Here is a 16,680-nt window from a genome sequence, read left to right as displayed (position 1 = left end):
CTCTTTTTTCAATTTAAAATATCTCTTTCTATCTCTCATTCCGTCTGCTATAATTCCTAAAGGAAATAAGAAAGCTTTATTCCAACTGGAGTAAAGCTTTCTTTCAATTTTTTACATTTATTAATTCTAATACTAAGATTTCACAAAGGAGGCTTTTAATCATATGAATTTTGTAAGTATCAGAAAAAAACTTATGTTCATGATGGGAACGATTTGCGCTTTATTTGGCATCGCCTTAGCTTTTATTTTATTTTTTGCTATTGACCAATCTCGTAAAGCTGAAACATTACAAAAAGAAATTTCTCCACTGGCAACAGAATTGAAAGAGCGTGGAGACGCTTATCAAGTACAGCTATCTGCTTTAAGAGGTTATTTACTACAACATGATCAAGTCGAATTAGACAAGTTTAATGAGATGAGTAAACGTCTTGAGGATTCAAAAGATAAACTTCTTTCTAATCCAAATCTTTCTTCGTCCGTAAAAAGTACAATGGAATTAGGGTCTACTTGGAGAAAGTTCGTTGAAGAAAAAGTATTCACTCTTGCAAAAGAACAAAAATGGGAAGAAGCTTTACAAGTAGCTTCTTCAGAAAACGGAACGGTCTATAAAGTAATTGGTGACTTCACAAATTACAGTAATGAACAAGCTAAATTACGTGAACAATCTATTGAACAAATTGATCAATCTTCACTAGGAATTGAATATGCAGTCTTTCTATCACTTGTTATTTGTATTGTCGTTGCAATTATTCTTGCATGGTGGTTCTCTGGTAAACTTGTGAAACCAATTCAACAAATTGATACAAAACTAAAAGAATTAGCCTCTCAAGAAGGTGACTTAACGGCACGTCTACAAGTAAATAGCAATGATGAAATAGGTGCTATCGCAACATCATTTAATAAAATGTTAGAAAACCTACAACATATCATTAATCGCGTTCAAAAAACATCAGTGGAAGTACAAACCGCTTCTGAAAATATGCTAGAAAAAACGAATACATCACGTGAGGCGACATTAAGAGTCCAAAGCTCGATGTCCAACTTAAATGCAAGTATTCAATCACAAACTTCTAGTATGGAAGAAAGTTCAACTGCAATGGACGATATGGCAGTAAGTGTTCAGCGTATTGCTGAATCTGCTTCATCTGTAGCGGAACTTGCTGTTGCCACATCTGAACATGCTAGCGATGGAAGTACCGTTATCCAAAAATCTGTTTCACAAATGACAACAATACACGAAGCTGTAAATGCTACGTCAGAAGTGGTTGAACGTCTAATCACTCATACGAAATATATTGATACTGCTGTACAATCTATTTCTAATATTGCTGAGCAAACAAACTTACTTGCTTTAAATGCTTCTATTGAGGCTGCTCGTGCTGGCGAGCAAGGAAAAGGATTTGCTGTCGTAGCTGACGAAGTTCGAAAACTTGCTGAACAATCTAAAACAGCTGCAACAGACATTAATCAATTACTACATCAAATTCAAAATGATACAGAAACTGCTAGCTCTATGATGTCTCAAGGCCGTTCTGAAGCATTTGAAGGTATCAATGTTATTCGTGAAGCTGGTACTTCTTTCACAACAATTGTGGAACAAGTAAATAAAGTATCTACTCAAATGCAAGATATATCAGCAACTGCTGAAGAAATGGCTGCAAGTGCTGAAGAAATGAATGCTTCACTTAATAACATCGCTTCTATCTCTACTGAAGTATCCAGCGAAACTGCCGCAACGGCACAATCTGCTGAACAGAAAGTTATTGTTATGAATGAAATGACAGTAACTGCTAGAAAAATGAAACAAACAGTTGAAGAGTTAGATCAGCTCGTATCTCATTTTAAAACAGAATAGATGTTCAAAAAAATATCCCTCTTGCGAAGAGGGATATTTTTTTGAGCTCATTTCCTGCACATTATGCTCATTTCCGTTATAATGAGAATCGATATCATTAAAGTGTAGGAGGGGCTGCTTATGTCACAAGAAGCATTTGAAAATAAATTACTTGCCAATTTAGAAGCTGTTATTGACCCTGAACTAGGTGTTGATATCGTTAATCTTGGATTAGTTTATGATGTTACAGCAGATGAAAATAATAATGCTGTCATTACGATGACTATGACTTCTATCGGTTGTCCAATGGCTGGGCAAATCGTATCAGACGTTAAAAAAGTATTATCAACAAACGTACCTGAAGTTAATGAAATAGAAGTAAATGTCGTTTGGAATCCACCGTGGTCGAAAGAACGTATGTCACGTATGGCCAAAATCGCATTAGGTATTCGCGACTAAATAAAGTGGAAATTTCATCATTTGCGGATAGCGGGATAAAGAAAAGACCTGACTAGGATGTCAGGTCTTTTCTCTTATTATTTTACACCTACTGCATCATAAGCTTTCGTTACAGCTTGTACAGCTTTAGAGTTTTTACCGTATAAATCTTCAGCTGACTGAAGTGCCGCTTGACGCATCATTTTGAAGTCAGAGTTTGCAGTTAAATATTTCGTAAGAGCACGGTAGTAAATTTTTTCTGTCGCTTCACGGCCCACTCCAGTTACTTTCACGCCGTAATGATCCCCGCCTTCAGATACTAAGTATGCAGCTTTATTGTTAATACTGCTGTTAATATGAACGCCGCCATTATCAGCTGTTCCAGTGTAACGTTTACTATAGTGATCTGGGTAACCTTCACTTGGTTTTAATGGGTTTGGAATAGACGCTGGGTCTTTAAGAGAGCGAAGCGCATCACCAGGTTTATCAGGTGTATAAATATCAGCACCTAAATCCCAGCTCTTCTTCTCAACCATAACACCCATAATATCAGATAACGATTCATTTAACGCCCCTGACTCATTTTTGTAAACAAGGTTTGCTGTATGTTCAGTTACAGCATGCGTTAATTCGTGACCGATAACATCAAGTCCAGCAGATAATGGAATGAAAGTTTTTCCATCTCCATCACCATACATCATTTGCACACCATTCCAAGCTGCGTTATTCCAAGCTGTACCTACGTGAACAGTTGAAATAAGCTTCGCACCTTTATCATCGAAAGAGTTACGATTAAATGTCTTTTTGTAGTAATCATATACTTTCCCTGCATTTACATGCGCATCAACTGCAGCTTTATCTTCGAAGAACTTAGATTTACTTTCAACTTCTTCTCCTGTATATCCAAGCCATTGTGAGAATAAATTAAACCAGTTCTCGTCCATATTTTCTGCATCAAATGTATGAATGCCTTGTCCTCGTTTACCATCAAACAAGTTGAATTGTCCTGTTTTCGTATCTTGAGCAATTTCAAATGATTGTCTAGCACCTAATACTCCGTAACCAAATCCAGTAATGTTATCTACAGCGTTATATTTCTCAATAACATTTCCATTCGTTGCATCAACAAAATAATGCCAATATCCTGGAGCTGGTTTTGAAATCGATGCCTTAACTAAGTATGCAAGGTAATAATTACCGTCCTTTTCATATACAAACAAATCTTTTTTCACACCGTCATAACTCTTTACTTTACCAATTTCTTTCTCAATATCTGCCTTTGCAATCGTTTCTGCTTGTTCCGCAGTAATGCTTGCAGCTGCAGGAATATTTTTATCATCTAAATTCGGAATAACTTGTCCGAAGAATGCTTTTACATTATTCTCTTTATCAAGTGTAACAGTTTGATCAGAACCGTACACAGGAATGTTATTATGTTTCTCAACTAGCTTCACATGTGTCGTATCAGATTCAGCGTCTTTTTCTTCTCCAACGATATTAAAATGCTTTTCAATATTTCCTGCTAATTTAAACATATCTTTCTTACTCTCTAAGTATTGAAAGACTGTCTCTTTTTTATCTAGTCCTTCCGGTGCTTTCCATTCTTCACCTATGTATGCAGGTGTTTTAAATTCTTGATGATATTGAATTTTTTGTTCTTCCGCTTTCGTTGTCGTTGCCCCAAACGCTCCAAATCCCCCGACGATAACAGTTAACGCTAATGCTGATGAAATAACTTGCTTTTTCACTATAACATTCCCCATTCCCATAAAGATTTTTGACACTTTTATACAATTCTTATTTTCCCAGCCGATACCTCTACCGAAAATTTGAGAAACATTTTTCAGACAATTCTAATCAAAAAAAGAGGACATCTATCGGATGTCCTCTTTTCTATAAACCTTTTATTGTTTTTTCAATTCAATTGCTAAATAATGAGATTGCTCTTTTGCTTCAATATGAATATCTTCTTCTACCGCTTCTGCTGCATCACGCATAACAAACGTTTCACCATTTATTACACTGCTTCCTTCAATTTGTACAAGGTACAATTGACGGCCTTCTTTCACTGGAAAATGAATTTCTTTTCCAGCCTCTAATGATAAAGAATATAAATTCGCATCTTGGTGAATTTGAATTGGTGCATTTCCTTCTACTGAAGATACCATATGGAACCATTCATCTTCACGCTTGCTCCAATCAAATTTAAACTCACCATAGTTTGGTTTATGATCTGCGCGGTCTGGTAAAATCCAAATTTGTAATAAACGCAGCGTTTCATCGCCTAAATTATGCTCGCTATGAAATACACCCGTGCCAGCACTCATATATTGAACATGTCCACGCTCAATCGTTCCGCGATTTCCCATGCTGTCTTCATGTGTTAAAGCACCATCTACAACGTAAGAAATAATCTCCATATCACGATGTGGATGCATATCAAAACCAGTTTGCGCCGCTACTAGATCATCATTAATAACACGTAACGCTCCGAAGTTCATGTTATTTGGATTATAGTAATTGGCAAAAGAAAAATGAAAATGTGTATTTAACCAACCATGATTTGCTCTGCCCATATTTTTATGATCAACTTTTCTAAACATATCCTTCACCTCATACTATCTCGAATTCGAGATTTATTTTGAAATTTTTTCTTACTGTAACTTTTTTAGTAGTGTTAATAATTGCTTTTGTTCCTCTATATTTAAATTATGAAACTTCTCTGCTTGGAACGTTTCTTGAGGTGGGACGATTTCCTCATATAAAGCTCTTCCCTTTTCTGTTAAAGAAATATGTTTCGTAGTACCCTCTTGTTCACGCAAAATCCACTCAAGCTGCTCCATTTTATTTAAAAGCTGCGTTACATTTCCTTTCGTAACAAATAGCTTATTTCCAAGTTCTTGCTGTGTTAAACGATCATGTCCTCCAACTTGAGCTAACACATCAAACTGGGCGGCAGATACATTCCATTTTTTCAAATGCTGATTCGTCTCACGAATACTCTTATTATAAAAGCGTGATAAACGAAACCATAATAGTAGCCCTAGTCTATCTTCTGTTTTCATTTCATCACCTCGCTCGTTTCATATCATTAGTTTAGAACTAAACTTTATAAAAGTCAAATACTTATTTTTAATAAGTGAAAAAGCACAGCGCTATTTCTCCACTATGCTTTACTTTAACTTTCTACTCTTATATTCATCCAATTTCCTCTCCGCGAACTTCCTCGCATCTTTTTCAATCCACCGCTCTTCGTACCGTTCACTTCCCACATACAATATATCTCTCTTATGTTGCATCGCATGGCGGAATTCATGCAGTAGCGTTTTGAGAACTTGCTCATACTCTTCCCACATACAAACGAAAATTAATTTCTTTTCTTTATGATAAAAACCACCTACTGGGAATAGGAACTCTTCTTCCTCTTCCCCTAATGATAGAAGTACATCATTTGCATCACACGTATCACAAAAAATAACGGGCGTTTTACATACTTCAATAAGAGAACACAAATCCTCTCTCAGCTTTTTGACATCCCAAGGAAGCTCCGAATCCAACACATACCAATTCTCTACCTGTTGATATACATTTTGAAACTGGAGTTCCATTTCTCTTTATTCCCCTTTCCAAGCACCCTTTTTCTATATGTATGCCACAATATAGTAAATATTAAACGTATTCTTTCATCCTTGAAAAAATGCCAATAAAAAAGGAATCTACGTCGACATAGATTCCTTTTCTGTAATCACTTTTTTTTCATCATTTTTTTTAATACAAAATAACCAATTGCACTAACAATAGCAACAAGTGCAAAGTATTTCACATATGGCCCCGCAACTTTATTAATACTTTCCCACTCTGTTCCTAATTTAAAACCTAAATATACAAACACAATTGACCACGGAATAACAGCTAATGTAGTTAGCGTAATAAACTTAGCATGTGACATTTTCGCAATACCCGCTGGTATCGAAATAGCATGACGCACAACCGGAATAAAACGTGCGGTAAAGATAACGCCAGTTCCATAACGATTAAACCAATCTTCAGCATAATCAATATGTTTCTTCTGAATTAAAATATATTTTCCATATCGCTCAAGAACAGGTCTTCCTCCATATCGACCAATCCAATAAATGAATAGTTGTGCAATTACACCACCAATTGTACCGAACGCGACAGCGCCCCAAAATGTAATGCTTCCTGTTGATACTAAATAGCCTGCATAAGACAATACGATTTCACTTGGAATAACCTCTAGCATTAATCCAAGCATAATTCCCCAATAACCAAGTCCTTCTAAAAAAACTAAAACCGAATGAATCAACTCTCCTAACATCATGTACCTCTCTTTACTGTTTTCATCACCAAAATAAAAGTACAAGCAGGAAATATCTTGTACTTTTATTTTTTTAATTTAGTTAGTCTTCGTATCCCACTTAAAGATTTTATTTAAGAATTTATATACATTCTTCGACTCTTTTGTCAGAAGTGGGCCTAAAATGGATAGTATAAGCACGTATAGTGCTGAGAATGGTTTCAGTACTGACATTAAACCACCGGCGATACCGATATTAGCCATAATGATGGAGAACTCTCCTCTGGAAACGATTGTTAATCCGATATTTGTTGATGCTTTATGAGATAATCCAGCTTGTCTTCCTGCAATCATTCCTGCTACAAAGTTACCGATTATCGTAAGAAGGACAGCACCTAACGTTAACCATATCGCTCCGCCTAATGAGAACGGATCAATACTTAACCCGAAGCTGAAGAAGAAAATAGCTCCGAAAAAGTCTCTAAATGGAACAACAAGATGTTCAATTCGGTCACTATGCTCTGTCTCAGAGAAAACTAATCCTAGAAGAAGTGCTCCAATTGCTTCTGCAACGTGAATTGTTTCTGAAAAACCAGCAATGAAGAATAACGAAGCAAATACTACAATAATAAAGATTTCATCTGAGCTAATATTGAGCAATTTATTTAATAACGGCGTAGCCTTTCTAGCTACTATAAAGAATAGAAGCATATATCCTAAAGCAATTCCAATTGAAGTAAGGGCACCTAAGAAGGAAGCGTGATCTCCAAGTACTAAACCAGAAACAACTGATAAATATACAGCAAGGAATATATCTTCAAACATAATAATTCCTAAAATTAATTCGGTTTCATTATTACCAGTTCTTCTTAAGTCCACTAACACTTTAGCAACGATAGCGCTAGAAGAAATCGTAATAATACCCGCAATAATTAAGATTTCTAGTAATGGGAATCCCATTATAAATCCGTATAACAAACCAAGTGAAAAGTTAATTAAAATATAAATCGTTCCGCCAATCGCAATAGAGCGTCCAGATTTAATTAGTTTTTTCATTGAAAATTCTAATCCTAGATAGAATAGAAGGAATAGAACCCCAATTCGTCCAAGGAAGGAAATTACACTTGCACTTTCAATAAATTTGAGATCGATAACACCTATTGTCGGTGCATGCGGTCCTACTAACATTCCAAGAACGATTAGAAAAGGAATTACTGAGAATTTAAATTTTCCAGCAATTACTGCTGCAATTGCCACTAAAACTAAAGCTGTACCAACTTCAAAAATTAACGTATCCATCTAATCAGTCCCCCCTATTTGAAAGTAATTCATTAATGATTTTTTTAATTTCTTCTCTCTCACCTGAAACTACAAGCATATCTCCTTCTTCAATTACTGTTTCTGGTCCTGGATTAAATAGCTTCTTCATGTTCTTCTTCATAACCGCGATTATTGTTACGCTATATGTTTTTCTTATTTCAAGATCGCCAATTGTTTTTCCGATTGCTGGAGCTGTATTCTCCACTTTGAACCACTCAATCGCTAAACCTTCAAAAACCATCTCAACATTTTCTAACGCCCTAGGCTTATATACCATTCCACCTAATATTGCAGCGATTTGTCTTGCCTCTGAGTCACGTAGTGAAATACTTGAGATGCTTTCTTCATGGTCTGAATCAAAATGATACATTTCTCTACGACCATCATCATGAATGACAATTACCATCTTTTCATTACCTTTCGTAACGATTTGAAACTTATAACCAATACCCGGAAGTTCACTTTCTCTAATATTCATTTTTAGCTCCTCCATAACTTGTTTATTTTAATTTTCTGTTTTTCTGTCTTTTATTCATCCAATCAACTTTAGAAATTCTAACCACTCAGGATATTTGTGATTTGGAAATCTTTTATTGTAATAATAAGTGGACCCTAAAAAGATACTTAAAGATGTAATGATAAAAAATATATTACTTCTCATTTTCAAACTCTCAAGGCTTACTTTCCATAAAGAATCTTCTTTCAAATTATCCCCACTTTCTCGCTTTAAATTTAGTTTTTTAAAATGTAAATAATTCTAAAAATATTACGATGTAACATAATCATAACACAAAAATGTTTTAAGTAACATAATTTTTTAGAAAAATTGATTCTCGTATATTTTTTGCATATAATTTTCTTATTACGAAAAAAAGGAAGTGTATTATATGGTTGATATCTTTAGCAGATTCCTTGAGGTAACGAATAATATTTTATGGTCATATATTCTTATTGCAATGCTAATCGGCTTCGGTCTTTACTTCTCTTTTAAATTAAAATTTGTCCAAATTACTCATTTCAGTGAGATGGTCAGCTTAATTAGTAAAGGGTTTAATCGAAAAGAAAAAAAGAAAGATAGCATCTCACCATTCCAAGCATTTTGCTTAAGTGCAGCCGCACGTATCGGTATTGGAAACTTAGCTGGTGTAGCATTAGCAATTTCAATGGGTGGACCTGGCGCAATATTTTGGATGTGGTTTATCGCAATTATCGGAGCAGCTACTAGTTTTGTAGAATGTACACTTGCGCAAATTTATAAAGTAAAAGATGGAAGTAGGTTCCGTGGTGGACCAGCATATTACATGGAAAAAGGGTTAAACAAACGCTGGATGGGCGTCTGGTTTTCACTTCTTATTACAGTTGCGTACGGATTAATTTTCAATTCAGTGCAAGCAAATACAGTAACAATAGCGTTTGAAAATGCTTTTGGACTAGAGCGAACAATCGTAGGAGCTCTATTAGCCTTATTAGTTGCAGTTATTATTTTTGGTGGCATTAAGAGCATTTCACGTATTACAGAAATGATTGTTCCGCCAATGGCAATCGTTTATATCGGCGTGGCTATTTTTGTCGTTATTAACAACTTCAGTATGTTACCAAGCATTTTCATGGAAATCTTTAACGGTGCATTCGGTTTAGACCAAGCCATCGCTGGTGGTATTGGAGCAGCAATCAAGTTCGGAATTCAGCGCGGTTTATTCGCTACAGAAGCAGGAATGGGTAGTTCTCCTAATGCAGCCGCAACATCTGATGTATCTCACCCTGTAAAACAAGGGCTTGTTCAAGCGTTAGGCGTTTTCGTAGATACATTCTTAGTATGTACATCAACAGCATTTATCGTATTATGTTCTGGACTTTACAAAGGATCAAATTTAGAAGGTATCGAATTAACACAAAACGCATTAAGTTCACAAATTGGACCGTGGGCAAGCACTTTCTTAGCGATTATTATTTTCCTATTCGCTTTCAGTTCACTTCTAGGAAACTACTATTATGGTGAAACAAATATCGCATTCATTAAAGAAAGTAAAACATGGTTAATGATTTATCGTGTTGCAGTTGTCGGAATGGTATTCTTCGGATCAATCGCTGCTCTTAAAACAGTTTGGAGTTTAGCTGATTTATTCATGGGACTAATGGTATTCACAAACTTAATTGCCATCTCATTCCTTAGCAAATTTGCTTACGCTGCATTAGTAGACTATTTGAAGCAAAAGAAACAAGGAAAAGATCCTGTCTTCGTTGCAAACTCTATCCCTGGCTTAAAGAATACAGAGTGCTGGGATGGGCAAGATGTAGAAGAAAAACAAAAGGCTGTTTAACAAATAAAAGCGGAAGCGGCTCGTTCAGAATCGCAGGACACTTCAAGCTCTCGACCTTGAAGCGCTTTTTGCTTCGAGCGAGAGAGCGAAATGACCGGAGATTCTAGCCGCTGGAGCTGGATATCAATTAAAAGCGGAGGTGACTTGCTCAGAACAGGAGGGCATTGGAGCTCCTGACGAAGAGGCGTTCTTTGCCTCACAGGAAGGCGCGAAATGACCGACTGGTCTAGTCACCGGAGCTGGATATCAATTAAAAGCGGAGGTGACTTGCTCAGAACAGGAGGGCATTGGAGCTCCTGACGAAGAGGCGTTCTTTGCCTCACAGGAAGGCGCGAAATGACCGACTGGTCTAGTCACCGGAGCTGGATATCAATTAAAAGCGGAGGTGACTTGCTCAGAACAGGAGGGCATTGGAGCTCCTGACGAAGAGGCGTTCTTTGCCTCACAGGAAGGCGCGAAATGACCGACTGGTCTAGTCACCGGAGCTGGATATCAATTAAAAGCGGAGGTGACTTGCTCAGAACAGGAGGGCATTGGAGCTCCTGACGAAGAGGCGTTCTTTGCCTCACAGGAAGGCGCGAAATGACCGACTGGTCTAGTCACCGGAGCTGGATATCAATTAAAAGCGGAGGTGACTTGCTCAGAACAGGAGGGCATTGGAGCTCCTGACGAAGAGGCGTTCTTTGCCTCACAGGAAGGCGCGAAATGACCGACTGGTCTAGTCACCGGAGCTGGATATCAATTAAAAGCGGAGGTGACTTGCTCAGAACAGGAGGGCATTGGAGCTCCTGACGAAGAGGCGTTCTTTGCCTCACAGGAAGGCGCGAAATGACCGACTGGTCTAGTCACCGGAGCTGGATATCAATTAAAAGCGGAGGTGACTTGCTCAGAACAGGAGGGCATTGGAGCTCCTGACGAAGAGGCGTTCTTTGCCTCACAGGAAGGCGCGAAATGACCGACTGGTCTAGTCACCGGAGCTGGATATCAATTAAAAGCGGAGGTGACTTGCTCAGAACAGGAGGGCATTGGAGCTCCTGACGAAGAGGCGTTCTTTGCCTCACAGGAAGGCGCGAAATGACCGACTGGTCTAGTCACCGGAGCTGGATATCAATTAAAAGCGGAGGTGACTTGCTCAGAACAGGAGGGCATTGGAGCTCCTGACGAAGAGGCGTTCTTTGCCTCACAGGAAGGCGCGAAATGACCGACTGGTCTAGTCACCGGAGCTGGATATCAATTAAAAGCGGAGGTGACTTGCTCAGAACAGGAGGGCATTGGAGCTCCTGACGAAGAGGCGTTCTTTGCCTCACAGGAAGGCGCGAAATGACCGACTGGTCTAGTCACCGGAGCTGGATATCAATTAAAAGCGGAGGTGACTTGCTCAGAACAGGAGGGCATTGGAGCTCCTGACGAAGAGGCGTTCTTTGCCTCACAGGAAGGCGCGAAATGACCGACTGGTCTAGTCACCGGAGCTGGATATCAATTAAAAGCGGAGGTGACTTGCTCAGAACAGGAGGGCATTGGAGCTCCTGACGAAGAGGCGTTCTTTGCCTCACAGGAAGGCGCGAAATGACCGACTGGTCTAGTCACCGGAGCTGGATATCAATTAAAAGCGGAGGTGACTTGCTCAGAACAGGAGGGCATTGGAGCTCCTGACGAAGAGGCGTTCTTTGCCTCACAGGAAGGCGCGAAATGACCGACTGGTCTAGTCACCGGAGCTGGATATCAATTAAAAGCGGAGGTGACTTGCTCAGAACAGGAGGGCATTGGAGCTCCTGACGAAGAGGCGTTCTTTGCCTCACAGGAAGGCGCGAAATGACCGACTGGTCTAGTCACCGGAGCTGGATATCATTAAAAGCACAAGCGGCTCGTTCAGAACAAGAGCCATATCTCAAACAAAGGCCCTATTACTTCACCGTAATAGGGCCTTTTATTTACAACAGTTCATAATTTGTTCAAATTAATTCCAGCAAAAGGGTTGATTTATAGAGATTACTAGATTATAATTATTATAAATTAGTAATTGATATCACATAACAACTCAAAAGGAGATTGATCATAATGAACAAACAAGTAATCGAAGTATTAAACAAACAAGTAGCAGACTGGAGCGTTTTATTCACAAAACTTCACAACTTCCATTGGTACGTAAAAGGACCTCAATTCTTCACATTACACGAGAAATTCGAAGAACTTTACACAGAATCAGCTACTCACATCGATGAAATTGCAGAACGTATTTTAGCAATTGGCGGCAAACCAGTAGCAACAATGAAAGAATACTTAGAACTATCTTCTATTCAAGAAGCAGCATACGGAGAAACTGCAGAAGGGATGGTCGAAGCAATCATGAAAGACTACGAAATGATGCTAGTCGAACTGAAAAAAGGCATGGAAATCGCTCAAGACTCTGACGATGAAATGACATCTGACCTACTACTAGGCATCTACACAGAACTAGAAAAACACGCTTGGATGCTACGTGCGTTCTTGAATCAATAATAGATTTAAAAGCGGAGGTAGCTTGCTCAGAATGTGAGGGGGATGGAGCTTTTGACGTAGAGGCGCTCTTTGCCTCGCAGGAAAAAGCGAAGCCACCGAACATTCTAGCTACCGGAGCTGGATATTACTTTAAAGCGGAAGCGGCTTGCTCAGAGTCGCTTTTTTCTATAGATTGGTCGCGCATGCTGGTACATGAAATTTATATCAGCGATTTTTCCAATATATCGGCGATTCCCCCCAACATATCAGCGATTTTCCAATTATATCGGCGATTCCCTCCAATATATCAGCGATTTTTTAATTATATCGACTTATCGACAAATCACGACAATATTAACACGCCCCTCTCCCCTACTTTTATCAATATATTACAATCTCATCTATGTTAAAATATAGGAAACACCCTTTAGTATCATAGACCCAAAAAGCTTTTCCAAATTCATCATTTACTACTTAAATGACGGGAGTGGTTCAGTTGAAAGACTACTTAATTAGAGCATTTTTTGCGTTAATAACAGTTGGGATTCTCTTACTTATAGCTAATATTTTCAATATACGTGTCGAGGTTAAGGACTATGCTTTCCTCGTTGTCGTAGCAATTGGTGGCGGCTGGGGTGGCTGGTACCTGTATAAAAAACAAAGCAATCAAAATAATAAAGGCATTCCAAAGTAATACGGAATGCCTCTTTTTATTGCCTTCTGTAATAAATAATGAAATTCAGACCACTAATACAACCAATCGCAATAAACATACAAAACGATTGTGGATCTCCACCTAGATTATACTCATCAACAATAAACCCAGACATAAACAACGTTATCGCGGAAACACCGATACATAATACCGAAATAAACCAAAGCGAAAATTCATTAATCAACTCTTTCTTCTGTCTCAAAACAATTAGCATAACAAGAATAGACGCTGCTAAAATACTTTTAAAAACCGGACGTAAATATACGAACTCCTCCATCTATTTCTCCTTTCCCAAAAACATTACATCTAAACATTAACATATTTAACCAAATTAAAAACACATGCCATCTTAAATTAAAACGACATGTGTTTCCGTATTTGCTATGATAGTTGCTTCCACTTCGTTCCCAAAACAGGACGCTCATAATTTTGGATTGCATGAATTAGTTTATCTGCTGTCTCTGCTGAAACGATCAATTCTTTATTTGATGGATTCATAAATCCTTCTTCTGCTGCACGTTCAACCATTTGCAAAATTGGTCCATAAAAACCTTTTATGTTTAATAAACCAACCGGCTTATTATGTATACCAATTTGTGACCAACATACAACTTCAAATAGTTCTTCAAACGTTCCGTATCCACCTGGAAGCGCAATAAAAGCATCTGCAAGCTCTGCCATTTTAGCTTTACGTTCGTGCATCGTCTCTACTTCAATTAATTCTGTTAATCCTGTATGCACAATTTCTCCTCGGAATAGACCGCGCGGCATAACACCTGTTACACGTCCACCTAAACGAAGAACTTCGTTTGCTACTTCTCCCATTAATCCGACACATGAACCACCGTATACGAGCTCATAGTCGTTCTCAACAAACATTTTACCTAACTGAATTGCCTGCTCTTTAAATTCTGGTCTCTCCCCTAAATTAGAACCTGCAAACACACAAATCTTTCTCATCCCTACACCCCGAAACTATATATTGTTATGATACAATGAACATTGTACAACATATTGAGGAGATGAGGAAGAAATGGATATCGTTGCATTTCAAAGATGGGTTGAGGAATTTTACGAAAAACGAAGCTGGTCACAGTATAATGCCTTTATTCGCTTAAATTTCTTAACCGAGGAAGTTGGGGAAGTTTCACGAGTCGTTCGTGCTATTGAAATTGGCCGCGATCGCCCTGATGAAGATGCGAAAACAGAAGAAGAGCTAAAACAAGAACTAAAAGAAGAACTTGGCGATGTACTATCTAACCTTATTATTCTTTCGCAAAAATATGATTTAGACTTACAAGACATTATGGATGCACACGTCACAAAGCTTTCGAAAAGGTTCGAAGCATCTAAATGAGAGTATTATCAATTATGTTATAATATTCTTGTCACAATACTAAGGGGGATTTTATGTTATCAAAAAAATTGCACGACGCATTAAATGAACAAATGAACTTTGAATTTTACTCTGCCCATGCTTATATGGCAATGGCTGCTTACTGTACAGCTGAGAGCTATGATGGATTCGCTAACTTTTTCCTTGTACAAGCTGAAGAAGAACGTTTCCACGCAATGAAGCTTTACAACTATATTAATGACCGCGGAGAGCGCGCTATTATTACTGGATTTGATAATCCGAATAACGAATACGAATCTGTATTAAACGCTTTTGAAGTCGCACTTGAGCACGAGCGTGAAGTAACGAAACGTATTTACAACTTATCTGATATCGCTTGGGACGAGCGTGAACATGCAACAATTACATTCTTAAAATGGTTCGTTGACGAACAAGTTGAAGAAGAAGCTTCATTCGATAGCATCATTCAAAAATTAAAACGTATTACAAGCGATTCAAACGCACTGTTTATGCTAGATGCTGAATTAGAGAAACGTACATTTACGCCTCCAGCTGAATAATATTTCAATCACCTTAATACATGAATTAAGGTGATTTTTTTGTTTGCTCTCTATCTTAAAATCACCTTAAATTTCCTCATATTTGACATAGTGCCAGCTATAAAATGGTATTATTTTCAATATAAAAACGAATATACGAGGAGAGGAAAAATGAATCAACGTGTAGAAGCTGTTGATGCAATTCGTGGTTTCGCTTTGTTTGGCATTTTACTAGTCAATATGACATTAATTCAATTCGGTTTCTTCACCAGTGAAAAACCAACTTATCTATTCGGCGATCTTGATAAAGGCGCTAATTGGTTTATTCAATTCTTCGGCACACATAACTTTATATCCCTATTTTCTTTTCTATTTGGACTTAGCATTATTTTGTTACAAAAAAGTATTATCGCAAAAGGAAAAAAATTCTTCCCCACATACATAAGACGTATTATCATTCTTTTACTACTCGGCTACATTCACGGCACTTTTGTTTGGGAGGGAGATATTTTATTTGCATACGGAATAATTGGGATTTTCTTAATGATGTTCATCAATCGAAAACCGAAAACTTTGCTCATTTGGGCGATTATTCTACTCGCACTTATTACACTTATGTCTTATCAAACTGATCCATCTACAAATATAAATGATTTTGCACCTTATACTGAAAAAGAACATAAAGTCCATCAAACTGGAAGCTATATGGATCATGTCAACTTTAGATTGACTGAAAATCCTTTTGATTACATGGGAATTGACGGTGCATTCGGATTATTTTTCATATCAGTTTTCGCAATAATTTTTATGTCTCCACTGTTTCTACTCGGAATGTATGTAGGGAAAAAAGGCTGGCTATTTGAGGTCAATAAACATATACCTGCTGTCAAAAAAATATGGTTTGCCACCGGTCTCTTTTCTTTTACAATTAAAATCTTAGCTATGTTCGTAAAGCATCCGCTTTTAATTATGTTACAAGATGGCCTTACACCAGTAACTATGACCTTCTTTTACGGAAGCACAATCATTTTATTATTCCATTACAAAAAAGCAACCCGTCTACTAACATACATGGCGAACATGGGGAAAATGTCCGTTAGTAATTACTTAGCGCAATCTATTATCGCAACAACTATTTTTTACGCATATGGATTTGGCTTATACGGGAAAATCGGCTATTTCTTCGGTATTCTTTTAACCATCGGAATTTATACGATTCAATTATTCGTTAGCACCTATTGGCTCCAGAAATACCGAATGGGGCCAGTGGAATATGTGTGGAGACTGGGAACTTATTTAGAGAAACCACGTTTTAAAAGAGACTTGGATAAAGCAAGTTAAACAAAAAAAGCAATGAGCC

The 16,680-nt window shown here is 37.7% G+C and carries 17 protein-coding genes; 8 read left to right on the top strand and 9 right to left on the bottom strand.

Going from position 1 to position 16,680, the window contains the following annotated elements:
* Positions 1-163 precede the first annotated feature (163 nt).
* Together B9A45_RS04000 and B9A45_RS03995 are read left to right on the top strand one after the other, a co-directional pair.
* On the top strand, positions 164-1,855 hold the full coding sequence (locus B9A45_RS04000) for a methyl-accepting chemotaxis protein (protein WP_016110910.1): 1,692 nt from the start codon (positions 164-166) through the stop codon (positions 1,853-1,855).
* Between the two features lie 120 nt (positions 1,856-1,975).
* Positions 1,976-2,293, top strand: a complete 318-nt coding sequence (locus B9A45_RS03995) for a metal-sulfur cluster assembly factor (protein ID WP_000076422.1) — start codon at positions 1,976-1,978, stop codon at positions 2,291-2,293.
* Positions 2,294-2,370: 77 nt separating this feature from the next.
* On the opposite strand, the gene B9A45_RS03990 is transcribed toward B9A45_RS03995, so the two are convergent.
* From B9A45_RS03990 to B9A45_RS03960, 7 genes are all read right to left on the bottom strand, one after another.
* The gene (locus B9A45_RS03990; RefSeq protein ID WP_021727967.1) at positions 2,371-4,020 is read right to left on the bottom strand and encodes a M4 family metallopeptidase; all 1,650 of its coding nucleotides are present in this window, start codon (positions 4,018-4,020) and stop codon (positions 2,371-2,373) included.
* Between the two features lie 156 nt (positions 4,021-4,176).
* Positions 4,177-4,875 (bottom strand): pirin family protein, encoded by a 699-nt coding sequence (locus tag B9A45_RS03985; RefSeq protein ID WP_084063877.1) that lies wholly within the window; start codon positions 4,873-4,875, stop codon positions 4,177-4,179.
* A gap of 51 nt (positions 4,876-4,926) precedes the next feature.
* The gene (locus B9A45_RS03980) at positions 4,927-5,337 is read right to left on the bottom strand and encodes a MarR family winged helix-turn-helix transcriptional regulator (RefSeq protein ID WP_000845478.1); all 411 of its coding nucleotides are present in this window, start codon (positions 5,335-5,337) and stop codon (positions 4,927-4,929) included.
* 108 nt (positions 5,338-5,445) lie between these two features.
* On the bottom strand, positions 5,446-5,880 hold the full coding sequence (locus tag B9A45_RS03975; RefSeq protein WP_000422794.1) for a DUF3920 family protein: 435 nt from the start codon (positions 5,878-5,880) through the stop codon (positions 5,446-5,448).
* A 137-nt stretch (positions 5,881-6,017) separates the two neighbouring features.
* A complete protein-coding gene (locus B9A45_RS03970) occupies positions 6,018-6,611 on the bottom strand; it encodes an undecaprenyl phosphate transporter UptA (protein WP_000900222.1) in 594 nt (197 codons plus the stop codon).
* A gap of 78 nt (positions 6,612-6,689) precedes the next feature.
* Positions 6,690-7,889: a cation:proton antiporter gene (locus B9A45_RS03965; RefSeq protein WP_000380223.1), complete on the bottom strand. Its 1,200-nt coding sequence runs from the start codon at positions 7,887-7,889 to the stop codon at positions 6,690-6,692.
* Positions 7,890-7,893: 4 nt separating this feature from the next.
* The gene (locus B9A45_RS03960; protein ID WP_001026075.1) at positions 7,894-8,388 is read right to left on the bottom strand and encodes a cation:proton antiporter regulatory subunit; all 495 of its coding nucleotides are present in this window, start codon (positions 8,386-8,388) and stop codon (positions 7,894-7,896) included.
* A 409-nt stretch (positions 8,389-8,797) separates the two neighbouring features.
* On the opposite strand from B9A45_RS03960, the gene B9A45_RS03950 reads away from it, so the two are divergent.
* The 3 genes from B9A45_RS03950 to B9A45_RS03930 all read left to right on the top strand — a co-directional run bounded on the left by B9A45_RS03950 (position 8,798) and on the right by B9A45_RS03930 (position 13,403).
* On the top strand, positions 8,798-10,231 hold the full coding sequence (locus tag B9A45_RS03950; protein WP_000227591.1) for an alanine/glycine:cation symporter family protein: 1,434 nt from the start codon (positions 8,798-8,800) through the stop codon (positions 10,229-10,231).
* 2,058 nt (positions 10,232-12,289) lie between these two features.
* A complete protein-coding gene (locus tag B9A45_RS03940) occupies positions 12,290-12,730 on the top strand; it encodes a Dps family protein (RefSeq protein WP_001041895.1) in 441 nt (146 codons plus the stop codon).
* Between the two features lie 475 nt (positions 12,731-13,205).
* Positions 13,206-13,403: a hypothetical protein gene (locus B9A45_RS03930; RefSeq protein ID WP_000656313.1), complete on the top strand. Its 198-nt coding sequence runs from the start codon at positions 13,206-13,208 to the stop codon at positions 13,401-13,403.
* Between the two features lie 16 nt (positions 13,404-13,419).
* Here B9A45_RS03930 and B9A45_RS03925 read toward each other — a convergent pair whose 3' ends face one another.
* Positions 13,420-13,701 carry a hypothetical protein gene (locus B9A45_RS03925; protein WP_000390910.1) on the bottom strand — a complete coding sequence of 94 codons (282 nt, stop codon included), beginning with the start codon at positions 13,699-13,701 and terminating at the stop codon, positions 13,420-13,422.
* Positions 13,702-13,805: 104 nt separating this feature from the next.
* Positions 13,806-14,369 (bottom strand): LOG family protein, encoded by a 564-nt coding sequence (locus B9A45_RS03920; protein ID WP_002062664.1) that lies wholly within the window; start codon positions 14,367-14,369, stop codon positions 13,806-13,808.
* An 88-nt stretch (positions 14,370-14,457) separates the two neighbouring features.
* Between B9A45_RS03920 and B9A45_RS03915 the strand changes: the two genes are divergently transcribed.
* The 3 genes from B9A45_RS03915 to B9A45_RS03905 all read left to right on the top strand — a co-directional run bounded on the left by B9A45_RS03915 (position 14,458) and on the right by B9A45_RS03905 (position 16,661).
* A complete protein-coding gene (locus tag B9A45_RS03915; RefSeq protein ID WP_000355746.1) occupies positions 14,458-14,781 on the top strand; it encodes a MazG nucleotide pyrophosphohydrolase domain-containing protein in 324 nt (107 codons plus the stop codon).
* A 53-nt stretch (positions 14,782-14,834) separates the two neighbouring features.
* On the top strand, positions 14,835-15,341 hold the full coding sequence (locus B9A45_RS03910; RefSeq protein ID WP_000949403.1) for a ferritin: 507 nt from the start codon (positions 14,835-14,837) through the stop codon (positions 15,339-15,341).
* Between the two features lie 150 nt (positions 15,342-15,491).
* The gene (locus tag B9A45_RS03905; RefSeq protein WP_016110912.1) at positions 15,492-16,661 is read left to right on the top strand and encodes a DUF418 domain-containing protein; all 1,170 of its coding nucleotides are present in this window, start codon (positions 15,492-15,494) and stop codon (positions 16,659-16,661) included.
* The last annotated feature ends 19 nt before the right edge of the window (positions 16,662-16,680 follow it).

Source organism: Bacillus sp. JKS001846, assembly GCF_900176455.1.
GTDB classification, from domain to species: domain Bacteria; phylum Bacillota; class Bacilli; order Bacillales; family Bacillaceae_G; genus Bacillus_A; species Bacillus_A cereus.
The sequence above is the reverse complement of the archived record's forward strand: the minus strand, read 5'-3'. Positions and strand labels throughout refer to the sequence as shown.